Below are 18,955 nucleotides of genomic sequence, written 5' to 3' on the forward strand. Positions count from 1 at the left end.
TTGCGCTATTGCAGCGCTGCCTTGTACGACTCCAGCGTGCCCTGTCCGGCCGCGGCAATGCCCCTGAGATGCCCGAGCGTGCGCTGCACCACTGGCAGCAACACGTCCGCATCCTGTTTCGACGGTTGCCGGTCGAGCATCGGCGTCAGCTCAAGGTAGTCATTCAGAGCATTCTGCGCCATCGTCTGCAGCAGCGCCTGCTCGCGATACGCATCCGCAAAACGCTCCACTTCGTCATAGGGCATGTACTCCAGCACGCCGGTGCTCGACGCTGTGCGCCACGCCGCATCCGGAATCTCCTCCTCGTGAAACGCGACGTGTATATCGGTTAGCGGGAAGGGTGCGCCGTGCTGCTCCGCACGAAGTGCGGAGAACAACCTGCTCATTGTGTCGTACTCCTGTTTTAGCCCGGGCGCATTCTTCTGGAGGCCTTCGAGGTTATGGCGGATCTCCTCGCGGATCTTCGCCTGAGCCTCCCGCCTCTGCTCGTGGTGGTGCCACGCTTCCGCGGCATTTTCCAGTGCCAGCGCGATCAGCAATCCGACCGTGATGGTGAACAGATGCAGAAAGAAGTCGCGTTTGCCGCTGATGCTGTGCTCCGGCGCATGAACGTCGATCATTTGCCCCCCCAGTTCTTCTTTCGAAAGTTGTCCCCTAGCCTATCAACAACCGCGCCGCAATTAGCCGTTATACTTCGCCCATGCGCCGTAGTTTCCCCCTCATGCTCATGCTGGCAAGTATTTCCGCACTCGCACAAACACCAGCGCCGACCACCATCAACTCGCACGAGGTCAACGCGAACGGGGCGATCACGTTCCGGTATCAGAACGCCAGCGCGACCAAAGTTGAGGTATCGACCGACGCGGCCATGCAGCCGCTTCCCATGCAGCGCAACAGCTCCGGCCTCTGGTCCGTGGCCACGTCTGCGCTGGGTGCCGAATACTACAGTTACACCTTCGTCGTCGATGGCGTGCCGCAGCTTGATCCGCTGAATGGTAATGTGAACGCCAACATTGTCAACGCGTCCAGCAGCGTTCTTGTGCCGGGTCATCCGCCCGCACCGTGGGAGCTCACGCAGATCGCGCACGGCAACCTCACGCGCCACATGCTCACCACCTATATCGCGCGCGGTCTGCCGATGAACCAGGAGCCTTACACCGTTTACACGCCGCCGAATTACGACCCAAAACACAAGGGCGGCTATCCCGTGCTCTTCCTTCTGCACGGTTGGTCGGACTATGGCGACGGCTGGATTACGGTCGGGCGCGCTCAATACATCCTCGACTCGCTCATCGCGACCGGCAGCATCGTGCCGATGATCGTGGTTATGCCGCAGGGCTATGGCGACTACAGCTTTGTCACCTCCGGCCACGATGTGTGGAGTGATCCCGCGAAGATCACCAACAATCTCACGCTCTACTCGAAGATGTTTATGCAGGAGATTGTCCCAGCCGTCGAGCGCGAATACCCCATCGCCAAGGGCCGCGACAACCACGCGATCGTCGGCCTTTCGATGGGCGGCCAGGAGGCCCTCACGATTGGTATCAATCAGGCCGGATACTTCGCTTACGTCGGCGGCTTCAGCTCCGCGCTCAAACATCTCGAGTTCGGCAAAGTGATGATGGATCCCAGCCAGGCTCGCGACCTGCGCGTGCTGTGGGTATCGTGCGGCACCAGTGACGACCTCATCGTGCCCAACCGCGAGTTCGTCACCTGGGCGAGGCAGAAGAAGCTGCCCGTCACGCCGATCGAAACCCAGGGCAAACACACCTGGCTCGTCTGGCGCGACAACCTCATCCACTTCACGCCGCTGCTGTTCCGCGCCAAGAAATGAGAGAAGAGAGATCAGAAATCAACGAGTCGGTTTCTGATCTCTGATCTCTGATCTCTGTTTTCTGATCTCTGCCTACTAACTTCCTGGCGTAATCTTCACCGCCTTGTTGTTCTGAAAATCAATCGTGACCGGATGTCCGTTGTTGTCATACGTCACGCTGCGATCGCCGACGTTATCCCCATGCGGCGTGATCGTCTGTCCCAGCGACATCATCGCTTGGTTCTCGCTCATGCCGGGCACGGCCTCATGCTTGTCGATGTGCGCCCACATCTCCGGTCCCCAGTGCTTGTACAGCACGTGCGGGTCATCGTAGAAAAAGATTTCGTCGGTGAAGAAGTTGTAGACGCCCTCATCGAAGTTTCCCACCGGCACCGCATACAGCTGATTCGGGTCGCTTGACTTCGGCATCGTGAAGGCCAGCAGCACCTGACGCTGCCCCGGCGCAATCCGGAACGTCGCGCGAGAATTCGCCGGCGCCTTCTCTTCAAACACATCGCGAATCACCAGCGGCTCCGCGCCCAGCAGCACGCCGACGGGCTTGCTGTAGTCCACGTGCTTGCCCGTGTCCTTGTAGTAGTCCATCTGGCCGCCGGCGCTTACCCAGATGGTCTTCCCAATCAGCGTGCGTTCATCCGCCAGTGAGTCCGGCCGCTCTTTGCGCAGGAAGACCCCATCGTCCGCGGTCATGGTCGGCTTCACAAACTCGTTCTGCCGCGGGACCTGCGTATTCTGATCCACGACGTTTCTGTGATGGAGCCACAGCAGCTCCGCACCGATTGCCAGTACAAACGCCGCCGTAGCCGCCAGCGCAATCTTCAAGCCCTTGGTCATTCTCGCCATCCGCATCCTCCGCGCTTTTAGATTCTCACCTGCGCTATCATCGCCGCACAACTCATCCCCACGTGAGGTCTGATGCGAACGCAAACCGCAATCCTGATGCGAACCCTCTCTCTGCTCCTCGCCTTTAGCATTCCCGTGCTCGCCCAGACCTCTGCACAGCAACCCACGCGCAGCGTCGAGGACACCACACCCGTGCGCCTCGCGCCCGCTGTCGCCAAGTACGTCAAGTACGACACAGCCAAAAACACCCTATGGCTAGAGCACGTCCGCGTCATCGACGGCACTGGCGCCGCCCCCGTCGAAGATGCCACCGTCATCCTGCTCAACGGCAAGATTGCCGCCGTCATTCCACCGCGCCACATGGAAGCCAACGAAGGCCACATGGCGACGTGGTCTTGCACCGATTGCCCGCCTGCGCTGCACATCGACCTCACCGGCCGCACCATCTTCCCCGGGCTCGTCGGCATGCACAACCACCTGTTCTACCTCACGCGTCCCAACACCGACGTGACCGGCGCCTCCGACCCGCCTGTGGTAGTGCCTGAGATGTCCTTCTCCTCGCCGCGGCTCTACCTTGGCGCCGGCGTCACCACCATGCGGACCACCGGCTCGGTCGAGCCCTACGAGGACCTCAACCTCCGCGATGCCATCGACAAAGGTATGCTGCCCGGACCGCACATCGACGTCACCGGTCCCTACCTCGAAGGCCCGGGCGCTTTCGCGCTCGAGATGCACCAGCTCAAAGACGCCGCCGACGCCAAAGCCACCGTCGACTTCTGGGCCGACCAGGGTGTCACCAGCTTCAAGGCGTACATGAACATCACCCGCGCCGAGCTCAAGGCTGCCATCGACGAAGCCCACAAGCGCGGCCTCAAAATCACCGGCCACCTCTGCTCCGTCACCTATCCCGAAGCCGTCGAGCTCGGCATCGACAACCTGGAGCACGGCTTCTACGTCAACACGCAGCTCGACCCCGGCAAGCAGCCCGACATCTGCCCGCGCACGCAAGGCATCCCCACTCTCACGAAGATGACGCCCGACACGCCCGAAGCCAAGGCGCTCATCGCCCTGCTCGTCAGCCATCACGTCGCCATCACCTCAACGCTGCCTGTCTTCCAGAGCCAGGACCCCGAACACCTGCGCTTCGATCCGCGCATCCTCGAAGCCATGTCGCCCAACACGCGCGAAGCCTACCTGATCACTCGCAACAACGAACTGATGCGTGCCGCCGCCAACCCCAAGGCCGCCGCCGAACGCGCGCAGGTGCTCAAAAACGACATGGCCATGGAGCGCGCCTTCTACGAAGCCGGCGGTCTTCTCCTCGCCGGTCCTGATCCCACCGGCGACGGAGGCACGCTGCCTGGTTATGCCGACCAGCGCGAACTCGAACTTCTCGTCCAGGCCGGCTTCACGCCACTTGAAGCCATCAAGATCGGCACGCTCAACGGCGCCACGTTCGAGGGACGCGCCGACCACATCGGCACCATCGCTGAGGGCAAGAACGCCGACCTCGTCGTCGTCCGTGGTGACCCCAGCAAAAACATCAACGACATCGAGAACACCGAACTCGTATTCAAAGATGGTGTCGCCTTCGACTCGCAGGCACTGCTCGACTCAGTCAAAGGTCGTTACGGACAGTACTGACTTCCTCACGCTCGGAGACTTCACGCATGGAGATACACGCCCCAGAGCACGCTATCAACACATGGCGAGAATTCTTCATTCACATGGGCACGATCACCCTCGGCCTAGTGATCGCGCTCGGCCTCGAGCAGGCCGCCGAGTGGACGCATCATCGCCATCAACTCCACATCGCTGAACAAAACCTGCAGACTGAACTCGAAGCCAACCGGGACACTCTCGCGAAGGACGAGGCACAGCTAGGCCGATCCGGCAAACAACTCCTCGCGATACTCCAGGCGATCGATCTCATACATAAGCACGGACGTCCCACATCCATGCAGGCGCAATGGGTTTGGAGCGACCTCGAATCCTCGGCATGGGACACGGCCCGCAACACCGGCACTACCGCTTACATGTCCTACTCACAGGCCGAGGAGTTCGCCGATCGCTATCACCAACAGGAGCTCATCAACCTGCAGGCCGACCAGTACATCCACAGCATCTATCTCGTCATGATCCCGTTCGCAGGAGGCAAGAAGCCCGACGACCTTACGCCTGGGGACCTCGACCGCATCCAGCAATCCACCGAGAACGCCCTCGCCGACCTAGCCCACCTCCAAGCCCTCTGCCGCGGTCTCGACGAAGAGTACAAATGACGCGGGCGGAAGATATGCCCGTCCGCAGACCAAAGAATCAGAGCTTCAGCTAGCTCGCTCCCTCAAACAACAACTGCTCGTAGATCTCCGCCGTCCCTTCATCGAAGCAGCAGAACTCCACGCGTTCGACGCCGCAGGCATCGGCCATCTCGCAGCACACGCGCACGGCAGTCTCCGCCGCCGGTCTGCGCGGATATCCATAGATGCCCGTAGAAATCGCCGGGAATGCGATTGACTTCGCGCCGTGTTCCCTGGCCAGCTCCATGGCGCGCCTGTAGCAACCTGCAAGCTTCTCCGGCTCGCCGCGCGTGCCGCCGTTCCACACCGGCCCGACCGCATGAAACACCCACTTCGCCGGAAGTCGGAATCCGGGAGTGGCCTTTGCGTCGCCCGTCGCGCAACCGCCTAACTTCCTGCACGCGGCCAGCAACTCAGGGCCGGCTGCACGATGAATCGCTCCATCCGCGCCACCGCCGCCCAGTAACGATGTGTTGGCCGCATTCACAATCGCGTCCACGTTCAGCCGGGTGATGTCTCCGCGCGTGACCTTGAACTCCGCCATCGTCAGTTCCTAACTTCCTAAATCCTTACTCGCTAACTTCCACCTCAGTACGCCAGCGCCACTGCATCGCACCGCATCTCACTCGCCGCGCGGTACACGCGGTCTGTGTGGCCATCGAAATTCGACTCCGTCACCTCGATGCACTCATAGCGCCCGAAGCCGCCATCGCTCGGCGCCATCTGCCATCCCAGTGCGATCAGCCTCTCGCGTGTGGCCCGCGGCACACCGGCCTCGAGCCGCAGCACGCCTGTCGGCCCATAGCCCGGCGCATCTTCGCCCATCGATTGCGAGGATCCCTCGTGGTGCCAGCGCGGACTGTCCGCGGCTGCCTGCACGTCGAGTCCGTAGTCCACGCGGTTCACGATGATCTGCGTCTGTCCCTGCGGCTGCATGTCGCCGCCCATTACACCGAAGCTGAGCCAAGGCTTGCCGTTCTTCGCGGCGAAGCCGGGGATGATCGTTTGGAAGGGCCGCTTGCCCGGCGCGTAGATGTTCGGATGTCCCGGCTGCAGGCTGAAGAGCTGTCCTCGATCCTGGAACATAAATCCGAGCCCATCCGCCACAAGCCCCGAGCCCATGCCGCGGAAGTTCGACTGGATCTGCGACACCATCATGCCGTCCCGGTCGGCGACCGTGAAGTATGTCGTATCGCCATGGCTTGGCGCGGCGCCCGGATAGATCGGCGTCAGGATCGAGTCCATCTTGATGAGCTTGGCGCGCTCTTTCGCATACTCCTTGGACTTCAGCCACTCGGTCGGAATCTTTGCGAAGTGCGGGTCCGCGTAGAAGCGCGCCCGATCCTCGTATGCAAGACGCTTGGCCTCGACCATCACGTGCAGTGCCTCGGGAGACTGAAAGCCCATGCTGCGGATATCGAACTGCTCGATGATATTCAGCATCTGCAGCGTGGCGAGCCCCTGCGTGTTCGCGTCCATCGCGTAGACCGTCACGCCGCGATAGTCCGTGTCGAGCGGCGCGGGCCACTCCGCCTCGTGCGCCGCTAAATCCTCGCGCGTCATCCATCCGCCGATACGCCTGAAGTACGCCTGAATCGTGTCCGCGATGGGGCCGTTGTAGAACGCATCGCGGCCACCCTCGGCAATCATGCGATAGGTGCGCGCGAGATCAGGATTGCGAAAGACTTCGCCTTCGTTGGGCGCGCGGCCGCCGGGCATGTACGTGTGCTTCGCGTTGTCGATCTCCTCAATCTTCGACCCAGCGCGCACGAACGCCGCCATGTTGCGCTTGATGTAGTAGCCGATAATCTGCGGTACCGGCGCGCCGGCCTCGCAGTAGTGAATCGCCGGCTCGAAGAGCTCCGCCCATTTCAATTTGCCGTAGCGCTGATGCAGCGCCCACCATCCGCCCAGCGCACCTGGAACTGACACCGCGACGGCGCCAAACGGCGGAAGCACCTGCTTGCCGTCGACGGTCACGGCATGCTTCTGCACGGTCTCGAGCGACAAGCCCTTCGGAGATTTGCCGGAGCTCGCCATGCTCGCGAGCTTCTGCGTCTTCGGGTCCCAGACAAACGCATAGCAGTCGCCGCCGAGGCCAGAGCTTACGGGCTCCACAAGGCCCAGCACCGCATTCGCCGCAACGGCCGCATCGGCCGCGCTGCCTCCGCGCTTCAGCATCTCGATGGCGGCTTGGGTCGCCAGCGGGTGCGCCGTTCCTGCGGCGCCGTTGCACCCTAAAGCGGCGGAGCGGGAGGCGAAGCTCGCGCCTGCGGGGCGGTCGCCGGCGTGGACGTCCGGGCGGATGAACTTATCTTCGCCGGGCGCCTGGAACTTCGGCAGATCGGCCTGATCCTGCGGGGCGCCTGCCTGCGCATGGACGTTTACAGCGGGCAGAATCGCCGCTGCGGCAGCGGCTGCTGGAAAGGTGGCGAGAAACTGACGGCGGCGCATTTTGGCTCGGATCTCCTCAGCTCAAGGATGTGCACCAAACTAACACCCTGCCGTGGTTGATACACTCAAGCCTGTCTGCAATGAGCCTTAAAGCCAAGATCGAAGCCGTCATCTACGCCTCGGAAGAGCCCGTCACGCTCGCCCAACTTGTCAGCCTGCTTGGGGTGGAGGGGCAAGCCGAACTCGATGCCCTCGCCGACCAGCAGGAGTCGCTTCCGCTGGAAGAAAGCGAAGCGCAGAGCACTGTCGACCCTGAAGCTCTCAACGCCGAGGCGACTGGCGAAGTGGTTGAAGCCGCACCGGCTGAATCGGCTGCACCCGCCGAGGAATCTGCGCCGCAGCCCGAAGGATTGGCTGAGCCGGAGGGTGCGCCTGAGCCCGCGGCACCTGCACCGGAGGCGGCTGCGAAGTCCGATGCCGCTGCTGCTCGTGCACGGGAGCGCCGTCTCCGCGACCACTTTCGCTCCATCCTCGACCAACTCATGAAGGACTATGCGAGCGAGGAGCGCGGGCTCGAGATTCGCGAGGTGGCCGGCGGTTTCCGCTTCGCCACCAAGCCGGAGTACCACGACGCGGTACGAGGCTTCGTGAAATCGCTGAAGCCGCCATTGAAGCTGTCGCTGCAGGCGCTCGAGACGCTGGCCGTAATTGCGTACAAACAGCCGATCACCGCGCCGGAGATTTCGGAGATTCGCGGCGTGGATTCCGGCGGCGTCCTTGGGTCGCTGATGGCGCGCAAGCTTGTCGCGACGGCCGGGCGGAAGCAGGTGATCGGGCGGCCGATTCTCTACAAGACGACCAAGGATTTCCTCGTTCGCTTTGGCCTCAAGGACATCAACGAGCTTCCCAGCATCGAAGAGTTCGAGAAGATGGCCAACGAGTTTGCCGAGGCTGTTCAGGAGGAGATTTCGATGCCGTCCGCCGAAGGATCAACCCGCCGCTCTGAAGAAGACGTCAGCGCCAATGTGCACGAGTCGCAGGCTGACGGCGTGCCGTACAGCGAAGAGAATCTCAACGATGAAACTCCCTCCGCCGTGCCGGATGGCGCCGCTGACGAGGTCCTCATTGATGGGCGCATCTCCGGCCTGCCGCCAAACTACGACGCAGAAGACCAGCCAGAAGGCGACGCGGTGGATAGTCCTGCCATTGACGCCGAGGTGCAGTCGCACGAGCGCGACGGCGGGGCGTAAGGCATATACTTCTGCGCAGACGCGAGCCGGGCCTAACGCATCCCGGCTTCCAAATTCCGATGAAGCCTTTCTCGGACATCCCGCCGACCGACCCGCCTGATTCAGTGCCTGACCAGGAGCCGGACGTTCTCGCCACGCCAGAAGGCGACGCCGAATATCCGCCTGATGAGCCGCTGCAGCCTGGAGAAGTCCCGCCCATCGAACGTCCGCGCGGGAACGAACCGCATTACACGCAGCCGATCCGCAAGGCCCTGGACTGATTGCGTCCTCTGCTTGCCATTAGCTGAAAGGTAGACATCCGGTTCGACAACACACAAAAGGCGCAGCCCATGGGCTGCGCCTTTTGTCATTTTTGGGCCCGGTGGTCCCGTTAATCAGGCCCGGTTACTTCTGGGGGGGAGGAGGCGTCGTGGGGGTATTGGACTCGGTGTGAGTCTGAGTCTGGGTGTGGGTCTGGGTGCTGCCGTCAGGACTTACGACGTCCTGGGAGTTGGTGGTGGTGCGCTGCCCGGCGACGGGGTTCCCGTTGGCGTCATAGTGGCTGGCGTCGGTCTTCTGCTCGCTGTTTACAGTCGTGCCGTCCGGCAAGGTGGTTTGTGCAGACTTCTTGGCCTTGTGGTGGACGGAGGTCTGGGTCTGGCCATAAGCGTCGGTCGAGGTCGTGCTTTGTGTGGTCGACTGGCTGGTCTGGGCAGTCTGGGCAAATGCGCCCGCGGTCAGAAACGCGAACGAAAGGGCGGTAGTTGCAAGGGGCTTCAGCAATCGCATACGGGTCGTCTCCTGATGCTGCATCCGGGGGCCCGGCCTTTCGTGTCCACTTCCGGCGACGTGCTACCGGAGCCCCGCAGTTCATTGCGGCTGATCTCAGCCACGAGTTCTTTGGATGGCTGGTTGCTTGCGGGCGAGGCCCGGTAAAGTGCCTATTTCGCTCGGGTCGCGGAGCGATGGAATGGAGATTGGTTGCCTTTTTGGTTTCGGAGCGTGGGGGAGCCCCCTCCCCGCCGTTTTTGCGTAAAATCTTCATATGTAAAGACTTAGGTCCGGACCTTGATGGGCAAAGTCTTGAAAACAAAGGATCCGGATGTTTACAGGGGGTGTGGTCGTTTAATAAGGCCGGGATTGGCAGCATAATGAGGTCTATGAAGCAGGCATTGAAGTCAGCGGGCGAGTCCCCGCGCAGCGGCGAGCGGTTGCAGAAGATATTGGCGCAGGCCGGCATTGCGAGCCGGAGGGCCGCCGAACAGATCATCCTCGACGGGCGGGTCCAGGTGAATGGCGAGACCGTCACGGAGCTGGGGACGAAGGCCGACCCGACCCGCGACCACATTCGCGTCGACGGCAAGCTGCTGCATGGGCCGGAGCCGCAGCGCTATTTTGTGCTGAACAAGCCGCGAGGGTATGTGACGACGCTGGACGACCCGGAGGGGCGGCCGACGGTGGCCAGCCTATTGGCGGAGTCGGCCCAGAAGAAGATCACGGGCGAGCACAAGCGGCTGCCACGGCTGTACCCGGTGGGGAGGCTGGACTACCTGAGCGAAGGGCTCCTGCTGATGACGAATGACGGGGCGCTGGCAAACCGGCTCTCGAAGGCCAGTAACGGGGTGCAGAAGACGTACCTGGTGAAGGTCTCGGGCAATCCGTCTGCGCAGGCGCTGGACCAGCTTCGGCGGGGAATCATGATCGACCGGGGGCGGCTGAACGAGGTTCGCGGCGGACGCCGGGACCGGATTATGACGCAGCCGGCGAAGGTGGAGCAGGTGCGCGGCGGCGATAATCCGTGGTTCGAGGTGACCCTGACGGAGGGGCGGAACCGGCAGCTCAGGAAGATGTTTGAGGAGATCGGGCACCACGTCGAGAAGATCCGGCGGATTGGCTATGGAGCGCTGGTGCTGGATGTGCCGCCGGGAGGGTTCCGGGAGTTGACCATGGGTGAGGTGCAGGCGCTGAACCGGGCCGCGGCGGGCAAGGCGGTGGAGCGGAAGAAGACGCTGCCGGAGGCCGCTCAGTTGAAGAAGCCGGTGCCGCCGAAGAGGCGGCCGCAGGGATCAGGGAACAGGGATCAGGGAACAGGCGGGAGGCCGGCAAGGCGGCGTCCGTAGGGTAAGCACGGGCGTGGTTGGTGGCTGCGGAAGTCCTGCAAGTGGATGTGCGTTCAGCTTCGAGCTACGAGCTTTGAGGTACGAGGTAAGGTGTGAGTGCTCGTGAGGGCTGTGGCGAAAGCGCGTCTCCTGCGGGTGCAGGACACACGATGCGCGGCACTCGAACCCGGGCTCGTGCGGGAGCCCGGGTAACCGAGGAAACTTACTTACCCCACTCGATGTGGCTGACGACCAGCGTGGAGGGGCACTTGCCTGTTTCGGCGCCGAACTGGGTGGCACCGCCGGTCTGGCGTCCGGGCCTCAGCGGCTCCATGATCAGGTCGCGGCCGGTGGCCTGTCCCTGCTGGATGGCGGGCGAGTAGGTGTAGGTGAATTCCAGCGAGCGCAGCGTGGTGCTGCCGCTGTTGCGGATCATCCAGGTGCACATGTTGTCGTTCACCTGGCTGAAGCTGACCTCAACGCCATTGGCGTTGGGCAGGGCCATCCACGGGCTCCAGGTGGCGCGGGTGGCGGCGTTGCCAAGTGAGGGAACCAGGGCCGTGATTGCGAGGGCGGTAATAGCAATCTTCACGAGTTTGAGCATTTGAGCCTCTCCTAACAGCAAATGGGGACGTTCTGAATCCGGTGGTCCTGCCACGGCCGGGGTAACTCCAAAACCAGCCTTCAGAAGCCTTGCTTGCGAACCAGGAAATATTCCCTGGCAGTGCAGAGTGTGCTTCAAAAGGCCAGCGAATACGAGTAACCGCCGTGAGACGTGGACCTTAGTGGTATTTCTTACTCCGAATTGGGGGTTGCCAAATTCGTTTCTTCGTGCTTCTTGATGCTGAGTATAGAGAGGGATTTGAAAGACGCAACATCTCTGTTGGGAGAACTTTGGTACCGTCACCAAAAAGTGACCAAAGCAGGCAACCTTTTTCGTGAGGCAACTACGAAATGTTGGCGGTGTGACGTGGAAGGCGAACAACCGGTCGGTCCGCATACCCTTCCAATGCAGACGAGGTGACTTTATGCGCAAGTTGAACTTGCTAGTTCCAGCCGTTGCCGCTGCTGCTCTGATTTTCAGCGCGCCGGCTGCCAGCCATGCCCAGGTGGCCGTCGGAGTTCAGGTCGGCCCGGCACCGGTCTGCCCTTACGGCTATTACGACTATGCCCCGTATCAGTGTGCGCCGTATGGGTACTACGGACCGGAGTGGTTCACCAATGGAGTGTTTATCGGAGCCGGGCCGTGGTTCCATGGCCATGAGGGCTTCTACGGGCACGTGGACCGGCACTACGATCCGCACTATGGCTACAACGGAGCGTATCCGCGCCATGACGAGCACTTTGATTCGCACCGGGACTTCCATGAGTTCCATGGAACGTATGAGCGAGACGGCCACGGGCACGAGCGGGAAAGTGAGCGAGGCCACTAAGGATCGCCGGCAGTAGACAACAGGTACGAGAGTGCGGGGTGGCCGAAACGGTCACCCCGTTTTTTTGAGTAGAAACCAGGCGGTGGCGAGGTTGGCCTGGGGCTTCGAGATGAAGTAGCCGCGGCGGAGCATGGTGGTGAGGCGGAAGGCGGCGCTGGGACTGGCGTCGCAGCGGAGGAGATCTTCGAGCTGGCGGCGGGTGGCGGCGGGCATGTCTGCGCCGTGAAGCTTGAGGAGGTCGCGGGCCTGATGGACGCTCTGCTGCCAGCGTTCGCGGCAGCGCTCATGCTGAAGGCGAGCGCGGACTCCAAGGGGCGGAGCGGAGCGCGAGGCGCCGATGACGTTGTTCTGGTGCTGGCGGTAGAGGACGAGCTGCTGGTCGAGGGCCGTGGCGTGGCCGAGGGTGGAGGCGAGCAGGGCGACCCACCAGTCGTGCATGTGCGCGGAGGGCGGCATGGAGCGCGCGAGGTTGGCGAGTGGTGCGTTCAGCAGAGCGGTGCAGCCGGTGACGACGTTCTCCATGAGCAGGCGGCCGAGGCGGTGGATATTGCGCGGGTTGAGATTGCGATGACGCCAGAAGGATGCGGAGATGGGGGCGAGGGTGTCGTCGACGACGCGGAGATCGGAGAAGACGAGGAGAGGGGTGGAGGGGCCGTGCTCGGCTTCGAGCGCGTGCATGGCGGTGAGCTCGAGCTCGAGCTTGTTGGGCAGCCAGACGTCGTCCTGGTCGGCGAAGGCGATGTAGGGAGCGGTGGATGCCTGGAGCAGGGCGAGGAAGTTTTCTTTTGCGCCGCCACCCGGCGTGCCGGCGGGCAGGACGCGGAGGCGGTCGGGGAAGCGGCGGGAGTAGTCGTCGAGGATTTGCTGGGTGGAGTCGGTCGAGCCGTCGTCGCGGGCGAGGATGGTGACGGTTTCGCCGAGCGACTGGGCGAGGATGGAGTCGATCTGCTCGCGCAGGAAGCGCTCGCCGTCGAAGGTGGCGAGGAGAACCTGCACCCCGGAGGACAGGAGGTCAGCAGGCAGGGGCCACCTCGGTGAGGTAGTCACCGCGCAGGATGTTGCGGACCTCATAGCCCTGCGGGGCCAGGCCGAAGAGGATGTAGGAGACCAGTGTGCCGATGAGAACGCCGGGAGTGCCGATGAGGCGGACGAGGTAGATGGAGAGGGCCAGATTGGCGGCCGCTCCGATGATGCTGTAGGCGGCCTGGAGGCGGATGCGGCTGGTGGCGGAGAGGAGCACGGCCTGGTTGAGGCCGCAGGCGAGCAGAAGGACCCAGCCGCACATGAGCCAGAGCAGAAGGCTGCTGGGGACGGCGGCGGAGCCGGCCCAGATGCGGATGAGCGGACGGCCCAGGAGACCGAGGATAAGCGCAGCGGCGCAGACTGCGGTGAGGGTTCCCCGCACGATGCGCGAGTAGGTCTTGCGAATCCAGGTGAGGTCGGCGCGGTGGTAGGCCTCGGAGAAGGCGGGCCAGAGGGAGGGGATGAGCAGCGTCTGGAACATGGAGGCGTAGCTGCAGAGACGCCAGGTGACGCTGTAGGGGGTGACCTCGGCGGCGCCGAGGAAGTGGGCGATGACGAGGTTGTCGGAGTTGAAGATGATGAGGCTGTGGATCTGGAGAAGGAAGAAGAGCGCGCCTTCGCCGAAGAGGTCGCGCGCCATGGAGCGGGTGATGGCGCTGGGCACAGGAGCGATGGCGGGGCGGTGCCAGAAGCAGAGCCAGATGTTCAGGAGCAGAACTCCGAGGAGCGTGGCTGCGCAGTAGGAGGCGGTGAGCGTGACGAGAGTGCCGTGAAGGAGCACGGTGCCGACGATCGCGACGAGGCCCATGACGCTGGCGATCGCGGCGAAGTAGTTCGCGAGATGGATCTCCTGATAGCCGCTGAAGACGTTGCGCGCGAGGTTCAGCGGAAGGCTGAGCAGGAAGAATGCGAAGGCGATGGCGACGCAGGTGCGGGTCATCGCGATGAGGTGGGGGTCGGTGAGGCGGAAGACGGAGCCCCAGTCGATCCAGCGGAAGATGACGGTGCCGGTGAGGGCGAGGATGCAGGCGATGCCGACGGTGATCCAGAGCGCGGTGGCGAAGTAGCGCTGCGCGAGGGAGTCGTCGCCTTCGGCGTAGGCGCGGGAGATGAAGTTGGTGAGGGTGTTGGCGATGCCGAGGTCGAGCACGGCGAGCATGACGACGGAGGTGCTGATGGTGACCCAGATGCCGTACTCGAGCTTGCCGAGATAGCGGATGGTGAGGGGGAGGGTGATGGCGTTGACGACGATGGTGAGGCCCTTGCCGGCGATGGCCGTCGCGCTGCCTTTGAAGATGGAGGAGAGCCGGGCATCAGCCTGCAGTCGATGACGGAGGCGAGCGATCAGCGGCAAGACAACTCCAATCCTCCTGGCGAGATGAAGCTTTGCGTGGCGTTGGAAAGCAGGGGCCCGGGCTGGTGCATGAGTAGATAGTATCGCTCCGGATATCGCTCTGAGGCGGATGACCTAGGATGAAGGTTCGGATGGGTGAGCAGAGTGCAGGTGCGGGAGAGATATCGCCGCAGCAAGGCGAAGGCATCGCGGCTGTGGTGGTGACGTATGAGCCTGGGCCGGAGCTGATCGGGAATCTCAAGGCGTTGCGGCTGCAGGTGGAGCGGCTGATTGTAGTGGATAACGGGTCGTCGGCGGAGAGGCGCGAGATTGTTGGTGTGGCAGCCGACACGATGGGGATTGAGCTGATTGAGAACGGGAGAAACTTTGGGATTGCTGCGGCGCTGAATCGTGGGGTGCAGAGGGCGATGGAGTGCGGTGCCGAGTGGGTGTTCCTGTTTGATCAGGACTCGCGGGTGACGCCGGGGTTTGTGGGGGCGATGCTGCGCGCGTATCGCGGGAGCCGGTGGGGCGAGCGGCTGAAGATCCTGACGCCGCAGTACAGAGATGCGGAGACGGGCGCGGTGCTGCCCGCGGTGCGGGCGAAGGAAGGGATTGCGATTGCGTGGACCTCGGGGAGTCTGTTGCGCGTGGAGACGCTGCGCGAGTTTGGGTTGTTTCGCGAGGAGTTGTTTATCGATGAGGTGGATCATGAGTACAGCCTGCGGCTGAGGCGCGCGGGGATGGTGCTGGATGAGACGGAGGATGCGACGCTGCTGCATGCGCTGGGGTCGCCGGCGAGGCATCGGTTATTGGGGAGAGAGTTTTGCGTGACGAACTACTCGCCCGTGCGGAGGTATTACCAGGAGCGGAACAAGGTCTGGATGGCGCGGCATTATGGGCGGAGCTTTCCGCGGTTTGTGCTGTCGCGGTTCCGGATGTCGCTCTCGGATGTGTGGAAGATCGTGGCGTTTGAAGAGGACAAGTGGCGGAAGCTGCGGCACTGCGCGCGCGGGATTGTAGATGGGTTGCGCGGGCGGATGGGAAAGCTGGAGCTTTAGCTCCAGTCGTCGCGGGCGATGCTGTCGTCGGCCATGACCTGGTCGAACTGGTCAGCCTTTTTGATGAGGATGTCGCCGAGGGATTCGGTCTGGCGGAGCAGGATGGCTTGCAGGCGGACGAGCTCGAGCAGCGGGTGTTAGAGAGCAGTTTGCGCAGGCTGATCGGGCGGCCCTCTTCCGCAACCAAATGGGGTGGCTAGTCGTGCCGAGGGGGAAAAGGCCGTGATGGAAACGTCCTTATGGGCGACCAACCACTAATATGCCGAAAGCTTTGGGGGCGTAAACTCGCGCCATGCGCCCCGTGCTCTCTTTTGGGCTTTTGCTGACGGCGTTCTCTGTTGCCCTTGCCACGCCTTTCGCCGTCGCTCAGAGCAATGCGCCTGCACTACGAGGGCCCGGGCGATTCGCCTTTGAGGTGGCAAGCATCCATCCCCATCAAGGGCCGCTGCGCACCGTCATGGGCTATACCGCCAGTGGTCCACGCGTGCGCCTCGAAGGCTATAACCTGCGCGGCCTCATCATGGAAGCCTACGACCTCAAGAACTTTCAAGTGTCCATGCCCGGCATAGACGAACAAGAGAACACCTACTATGACATCATTGCCACGGCTGCTGACGGCACCTCGCCCACGCACGAGGACTTTCGCCAAATGCTGCAAACCCTCCTCGCAGATCGCTTCCAGCTCAAGGCCCACTTCGAGAAAAAGCAGTCTCCCGTCTACGCGCTTGTCGTCAGCAAAGCCGGCCCGAAGTTCCCCGCAAGCACAGCAGGAGATCACGAAATTAATGGCGTCGACGGCCGCAATCAATTTCTAGAGGCAGACCGCATCGCAATGCCCGACCTGGCAAACGCCATATGGAACGGCTTCGTTTCAGATCGCCCCGTCATCGACCGCACTCGTCTGACGGGCACTTACAAACTCCGTATCGAAGCTACACCTGAATTTCGCATCGAACGTGACCCTCAGCCGGGCGATCTCAGTATCTTCACGGCGGTCCAGGAACAACTCGGCCTCAAACTCGAACCCGCCACCGCGCAGCTCGATGTCCTTGTTATTAACTCCGTTCAACAGCCGAGCTCGAATTAGTCCGCCGCCGAGTTCTGCCTCCCCATTGCTCCGGCAGTCGGAGCGTTAGCTCCAGTCGTCGCGGGCGATCGAGTCGTCGGCCATTACCTGATCGAAGTTGTCGGCCTTTTTGATGAGGATGTCGCCGAGGGATTCGGTCTGGCGGAGCAGGATGGCTTGGAGGCGGACAAGCTCGAGCATGGCGAGGAAGGTGCAGATCAATGCGCGCTCGGAGCGGGTGTTCGCGAGCAGTTTGCGCAGGCTGACCGGCTTGTCCTCCATGGTGAGGCGGCGCTTCACGTAGTCGATCATCTGGCCGACGGTGACGGTGTCCTCGTCGATGTTGTGGACGGGGCGGTCGCGGAGGCGCTGCAGGATCTCCTGGAAGACGCGGACGAGGTCGACGGTGTCGGCGGCGATCTCGCGGTCGTCGTCGGTGGACTCGATGCCCTGGTCGTGGAGGAACTGCTTGAGGCCGGGCTGGGTCCAGGTGGCTTCCTCGAGCATTTGTTTTTGTTGCAGCATCTGGGCGGCGGCTTTGAAGCGCTCGTGCTCGAGCAGGCGCTCGACGAGCTCGCGGCGCGGGTCTTCGGCGTTGCCGAGATCGCCGAGCTCTTTGGGATCGCGCGGAAGCAGCGTCTTTGACTTGATGTGGATCAGGAGCGAGGCGGTGTAGACGAACTCGCCGGCGGAGTCGACGTCGGTTTGTTGGAGGTGGCGCGTGTACTCGAGGAACTGCGCGGTAATGCGCGCGATGGGAATGTCGTAGATGTCGATGTTCTGCTTGCGGATCAGGTCGAGCAGGAGGTCGAAGGGGCCGTCGTAGACCTGGCCGACGGTGACGCTGAAGGGCGATTGGGAGGCCTCTTCGGGGTCTTTTTTGGGCGCGGGCTTTTTGGGCTCTTCGGGAGCGGGCGTGGGTGGGGATTGGAGGCGGAAGGGCTCGGCGGCGTTCTCCGTGGCGGGAGATGGTTCGGCGTTCAGCTGTGAGCTGTCAGCTTCGAGCTGCGAGCCTTCTTCGTGCGGCGCCGCTGGGGGTTGCGCTTCAAGATTCGAGTCGCGAGATTCGAGTTGCGAGTTCTGGAGTTCGCCCGGGTTGAGCTCGTTTTCGGGCATGGCTAGCTGAGCCCCATGGCGTGTTCGACTTCGGCGAGCGTCTCGGCGGCGCGCTTGGTGGCGCGGTCTTTGCCGTTGGCCAGTACGTCTTTGACGACCGAGGGACGGCGCTCGAGATCGCGGCGGTGGTCCTGAATAGGCGCGATGGTTCGGATGATGGAGTCCGCGCACCAGCTCTTGCACTCGATGCAGCCGATGCCGGCTTTCGTACAGCCATCGTAGACCTTGGCGATGGTCTCGGCGTCGGAAAAGACCTTGTGGAGGTCGCCGACGGGGCAGAGGTCGGGGTTGCCGGGATCGTCGCGGCGGACGCGCGCGGGGTCGGTGACCATGGTCTTGAGCTTGGCGCGGAGGTCGGCTTCGGGCTCGGAGAGCGCGATGGTGTTGTTGTAGCTCTTGGACATCTTGCGGCCGTCGAGCCCGGGGAGTTTGGGCGAGGGCGTGAGCAGGACGTTGGGCTCGGGCAGGATTTCGCGACGGCCGAAGGGCGAGAGTTTTTTGGTCTGCTGCGCGGCGGTGAAGAGCTGGTGGGGCGTGAAGTCGGTGCGGGTGGAGTCCTTGGGCTCGCCGGCGATCTTGCGGGCCTTCTCGAGGATGGCGGGCAGCTCCCAGGGCGCGGCTTCGGGGGACATGTAGAAGTCACCGGGGTAGAGGCCGTTGAAGCGGCGGGCGACCTCGCGGGTGAGCTCGACGTGTGCGACCTGGTCGGCGCCGACGGGGACGAAGTCGGGCTTGTAGAGCAGGATGTCGGCGGCCTGGAGGAGCGGGTAGCCGAGGAAACCGTAGGTCGAGAGGTCCTTGTCGTTGAGCTGCTGCTGCTGGTCCTTGTAGGAGGGCACGCGCTCGAGCCAGCCAATAGGCGTGAACATGCCGAAGAGGGTGTTGAGGCGGTCGTGCTCCTTGACGTCGGACTGGCGGAAGATGACGGAGCGGCCGGGGTCGAGGCCGGCGGCGAGGAAGTCGAGCGCGATCTCGAAGATGTTCTGCTGCACGCGCGAGGGGTCGGCGTAGTCGGTGGTGAGGGCGTGCAGGTCGGCGATGAAGAAGAAGCAATCGTAGTCGTGCTGGAGGCGCACCCAGTTGTGCAGCGCACCCATGTAGTTGCCAAGGTGGAGGCTGCCGGTGGGGCGCATGCCGGAGAGTACACGGGGGCGCGGTGCTGTGCGGGAGTGCGAGGAGCTCATGAGTTTCTGAAGATTAAGGATATCAGCGCGGAGCAGGCGGGTCTGG

At 62.9% G+C, this 18,955-nt stretch carries 19 protein-coding genes; 9 read left to right on the forward strand and 10 right to left on the reverse strand.

Annotated features, from left to right (window positions below; translation table 11 throughout):
- Positions 1-5: 5 nt before the first annotated feature.
- Positions 6-620: a hypothetical protein gene (locus VGU25_14925; GenBank protein HEV2578495.1), complete on the reverse strand. Its 615-nt coding sequence runs from the start codon at positions 618-620 to the stop codon at positions 6-8.
- A gap of 80 nt (positions 621-700) precedes the next feature.
- Between VGU25_14925 and VGU25_14930 the strand changes: the two genes are divergently transcribed.
- Complete coding sequence (locus tag VGU25_14930) at positions 701-1,834, forward strand: alpha/beta hydrolase-fold protein (GenBank protein ID HEV2578496.1); 1,134 nt, start codon at positions 701-703, stop codon at positions 1,832-1,834.
- A 75-nt stretch (positions 1,835-1,909) separates the two neighbouring features.
- On the opposite strand, the gene VGU25_14935 is transcribed toward VGU25_14930, so the two are convergent.
- Positions 1,910-2,674: a hypothetical protein gene (locus tag VGU25_14935; GenBank protein HEV2578497.1), complete on the reverse strand. Its 765-nt coding sequence runs from the start codon at positions 2,672-2,674 to the stop codon at positions 1,910-1,912.
- A gap of 72 nt (positions 2,675-2,746) precedes the next feature.
- Here VGU25_14935 and VGU25_14940 point away from each other — a divergent pair, with 72 nt between their 5' ends.
- Entirely contained in the window at positions 2,747-4,318 is a 1,572-nt protein-coding gene (locus VGU25_14940) for an amidohydrolase family protein (GenBank protein HEV2578498.1), read from the forward strand.
- Positions 4,319-4,344: 26 nt separating this feature from the next.
- Positions 4,345-4,953, forward strand: a complete 609-nt coding sequence (locus VGU25_14945) for a hypothetical protein (protein HEV2578499.1) — start codon at positions 4,345-4,347, stop codon at positions 4,951-4,953.
- A 49-nt stretch (positions 4,954-5,002) separates the two neighbouring features.
- On the opposite strand, the gene VGU25_14950 is transcribed toward VGU25_14945, so the two are convergent.
- Entirely contained in the window at positions 5,003-5,515 is a 513-nt protein-coding gene (locus tag VGU25_14950; protein ID HEV2578500.1) for an O-acetyl-ADP-ribose deacetylase, read from the reverse strand.
- A 44-nt stretch (positions 5,516-5,559) separates the two neighbouring features.
- Positions 5,560-7,425 (reverse strand): gamma-glutamyltransferase, encoded by a 1,866-nt coding sequence (gene ggt, locus VGU25_14955; GenBank protein ID HEV2578501.1) that lies wholly within the window; start codon positions 7,423-7,425, stop codon positions 5,560-5,562.
- Between the two features lie 80 nt (positions 7,426-7,505).
- On the opposite strand from ggt, the gene scpB reads away from it, so the two are divergent.
- Entirely contained in the window at positions 7,506-8,615 is a 1,110-nt protein-coding gene (gene scpB, locus VGU25_14960; GenBank protein ID HEV2578502.1) for an SMC-Scp complex subunit ScpB, read from the forward strand.
- A gap of 59 nt (positions 8,616-8,674) precedes the next feature.
- A complete protein-coding gene (locus tag VGU25_14965) occupies positions 8,675-8,875 on the forward strand; it encodes a hypothetical protein (GenBank protein HEV2578503.1) in 201 nt (66 codons plus the stop codon).
- Positions 8,876-8,999: 124 nt separating this feature from the next.
- Here VGU25_14965 and VGU25_14970 read toward each other — a convergent pair whose 3' ends face one another.
- Entirely contained in the window at positions 9,000-9,383 is a 384-nt protein-coding gene (locus VGU25_14970; GenBank protein ID HEV2578504.1) for a hypothetical protein, read from the reverse strand.
- Between the two features lie 371 nt (positions 9,384-9,754).
- On the opposite strand from VGU25_14970, the gene VGU25_14975 reads away from it, so the two are divergent.
- On the forward strand, positions 9,755-10,714 hold the full coding sequence (locus VGU25_14975) for a pseudouridine synthase (GenBank protein HEV2578505.1): 960 nt from the start codon (positions 9,755-9,757) through the stop codon (positions 10,712-10,714).
- Positions 10,715-10,916: 202 nt separating this feature from the next.
- Here the strand turns inward: VGU25_14975 and VGU25_14980 are convergent, their stop codons facing one another.
- The gene (locus VGU25_14980) at positions 10,917-11,297 is read right to left on the reverse strand and encodes a hypothetical protein (GenBank protein ID HEV2578506.1); all 381 of its coding nucleotides are present in this window, start codon (positions 11,295-11,297) and stop codon (positions 10,917-10,919) included.
- Positions 11,298-11,721: 424 nt separating this feature from the next.
- On the opposite strand from VGU25_14980, the gene VGU25_14985 reads away from it, so the two are divergent.
- Positions 11,722-12,126 (forward strand): hypothetical protein, encoded by a 405-nt coding sequence (locus tag VGU25_14985; protein ID HEV2578507.1) that lies wholly within the window; start codon positions 11,722-11,724, stop codon positions 12,124-12,126.
- Positions 12,127-12,177: 51 nt separating this feature from the next.
- Here VGU25_14985 and VGU25_14990 read toward each other — a convergent pair whose 3' ends face one another.
- Entirely contained in the window at positions 12,178-13,197 is a 1,020-nt protein-coding gene (locus VGU25_14990) for a glycosyltransferase family 2 protein (GenBank protein HEV2578508.1), read from the reverse strand.
- Positions 13,139-14,503 (reverse strand): oligosaccharide flippase family protein, encoded by a 1,365-nt coding sequence (locus tag VGU25_14995; protein ID HEV2578509.1) that lies wholly within the window; start codon positions 14,501-14,503, stop codon positions 13,139-13,141. The genes VGU25_14990 and VGU25_14995 overlap by 59 nt, the downstream gene beginning before the upstream one ends.
- A gap of 119 nt (positions 14,504-14,622) precedes the next feature.
- Between VGU25_14995 and VGU25_15000 the strand changes: the two genes are divergently transcribed.
- Positions 14,623-15,543: a glycosyltransferase family 2 protein gene (locus VGU25_15000; GenBank protein ID HEV2578510.1), complete on the forward strand. Its 921-nt coding sequence runs from the start codon at positions 14,623-14,625 to the stop codon at positions 15,541-15,543.
- Positions 15,544-15,958: 415 nt separating this feature from the next.
- Entirely contained in the window at positions 15,959-16,630 is a 672-nt protein-coding gene (locus VGU25_15005) for a TIGR03435 family protein (protein ID HEV2578511.1), read from the forward strand.
- Positions 16,631-16,675: 45 nt separating this feature from the next.
- On the opposite strand, the gene VGU25_15010 is transcribed toward VGU25_15005, so the two are convergent.
- Together VGU25_15010 and trpS are read right to left on the reverse strand one after the other, a co-directional pair.
- The gene (locus VGU25_15010; GenBank protein ID HEV2578512.1) at positions 16,676-17,725 is read right to left on the reverse strand and encodes a segregation/condensation protein A; all 1,050 of its coding nucleotides are present in this window, start codon (positions 17,723-17,725) and stop codon (positions 16,676-16,678) included.
- 2 nt (positions 17,726-17,727) lie between these two features.
- Complete coding sequence (gene trpS, locus VGU25_15015; GenBank protein HEV2578513.1) at positions 17,728-18,909, reverse strand: tryptophan--tRNA ligase; 1,182 nt, start codon at positions 18,907-18,909, stop codon at positions 17,728-17,730.
- Positions 18,910-18,955 lie beyond the last annotated feature (46 nt).

This window comes from Acidobacteriaceae bacterium (assembly GCA_035944135.1).
GTDB lineage: Bacteria > Acidobacteriota > Terriglobia > Terriglobales > Acidobacteriaceae > Granulicella.

Coding starts and splice junctions, on each gene's coding strand:
- VGU25_14925 (HEV2578495.1), bottom strand. CDS start 620: ATGATCGACGTTCATGCGCCGGAGCACAGCATCAGCGGCAAACGCGAC.
- VGU25_14930 (HEV2578496.1), top strand. CDS start 701: ATGCGCCGTAGTTTCCCCCTCATGCTCATGCTGGCAAGTATTTCCGCA.
- VGU25_14935 (HEV2578497.1), bottom strand. CDS start 2,674: ATGGCGAGAATGACCAAGGGCTTGAAGATTGCGCTGGCGGCTACGGCG.
- VGU25_14940 (HEV2578498.1), top strand. CDS start 2,747: ATGCGAACGCAAACCGCAATCCTGATGCGAACCCTCTCTCTGCTCCTC.
- VGU25_14945 (HEV2578499.1), top strand. CDS start 4,345: ATGGAGATACACGCCCCAGAGCACGCTATCAACACATGGCGAGAATTC.
- VGU25_14950 (HEV2578500.1), bottom strand. CDS start 5,515: ATGGCGGAGTTCAAGGTCACGCGCGGAGACATCACCCGGCTGAACGTG.
- ggt (HEV2578501.1), bottom strand. CDS start 7,425: ATGCGCCGCCGTCAGTTTCTCGCCACCTTTCCAGCAGCCGCTGCCGCA.
- scpB (HEV2578502.1), top strand. CDS start 7,506: ATGAGCCTTAAAGCCAAGATCGAAGCCGTCATCTACGCCTCGGAAGAG.
- VGU25_14965 (HEV2578503.1), top strand. CDS start 8,675: ATGAAGCCTTTCTCGGACATCCCGCCGACCGACCCGCCTGATTCAGTG.
- VGU25_14970 (HEV2578504.1), bottom strand. CDS start 9,383: ATGCGATTGCTGAAGCCCCTTGCAACTACCGCCCTTTCGTTCGCGTTT.
- VGU25_14975 (HEV2578505.1), top strand. CDS start 9,755: ATGAAGCAGGCATTGAAGTCAGCGGGCGAGTCCCCGCGCAGCGGCGAG.
- VGU25_14980 (HEV2578506.1), bottom strand. CDS start 11,297: ATGCTCAAACTCGTGAAGATTGCTATTACCGCCCTCGCAATCACGGCC.
- VGU25_14985 (HEV2578507.1), top strand. CDS start 11,722: ATGCGCAAGTTGAACTTGCTAGTTCCAGCCGTTGCCGCTGCTGCTCTG.
- VGU25_14990 (HEV2578508.1), bottom strand. CDS start 13,197: ATGAGGTCCGCAACATCCTGCGCGGTGACTACCTCACCGAGGTGGCCC.
- VGU25_15000 (HEV2578510.1), top strand. CDS start 14,623: ATGAAGGTTCGGATGGGTGAGCAGAGTGCAGGTGCGGGAGAGATATCG.
- VGU25_15010 (HEV2578512.1), bottom strand. CDS start 17,725: ATGCCCGAAAACGAGCTCAACCCGGGCGAACTCCAGAACTCGCAACTC.
- trpS (HEV2578513.1), bottom strand. CDS start 18,909: ATGAGCTCCTCGCACTCCCGCACAGCACCGCGCCCCCGTGTACTCTCC.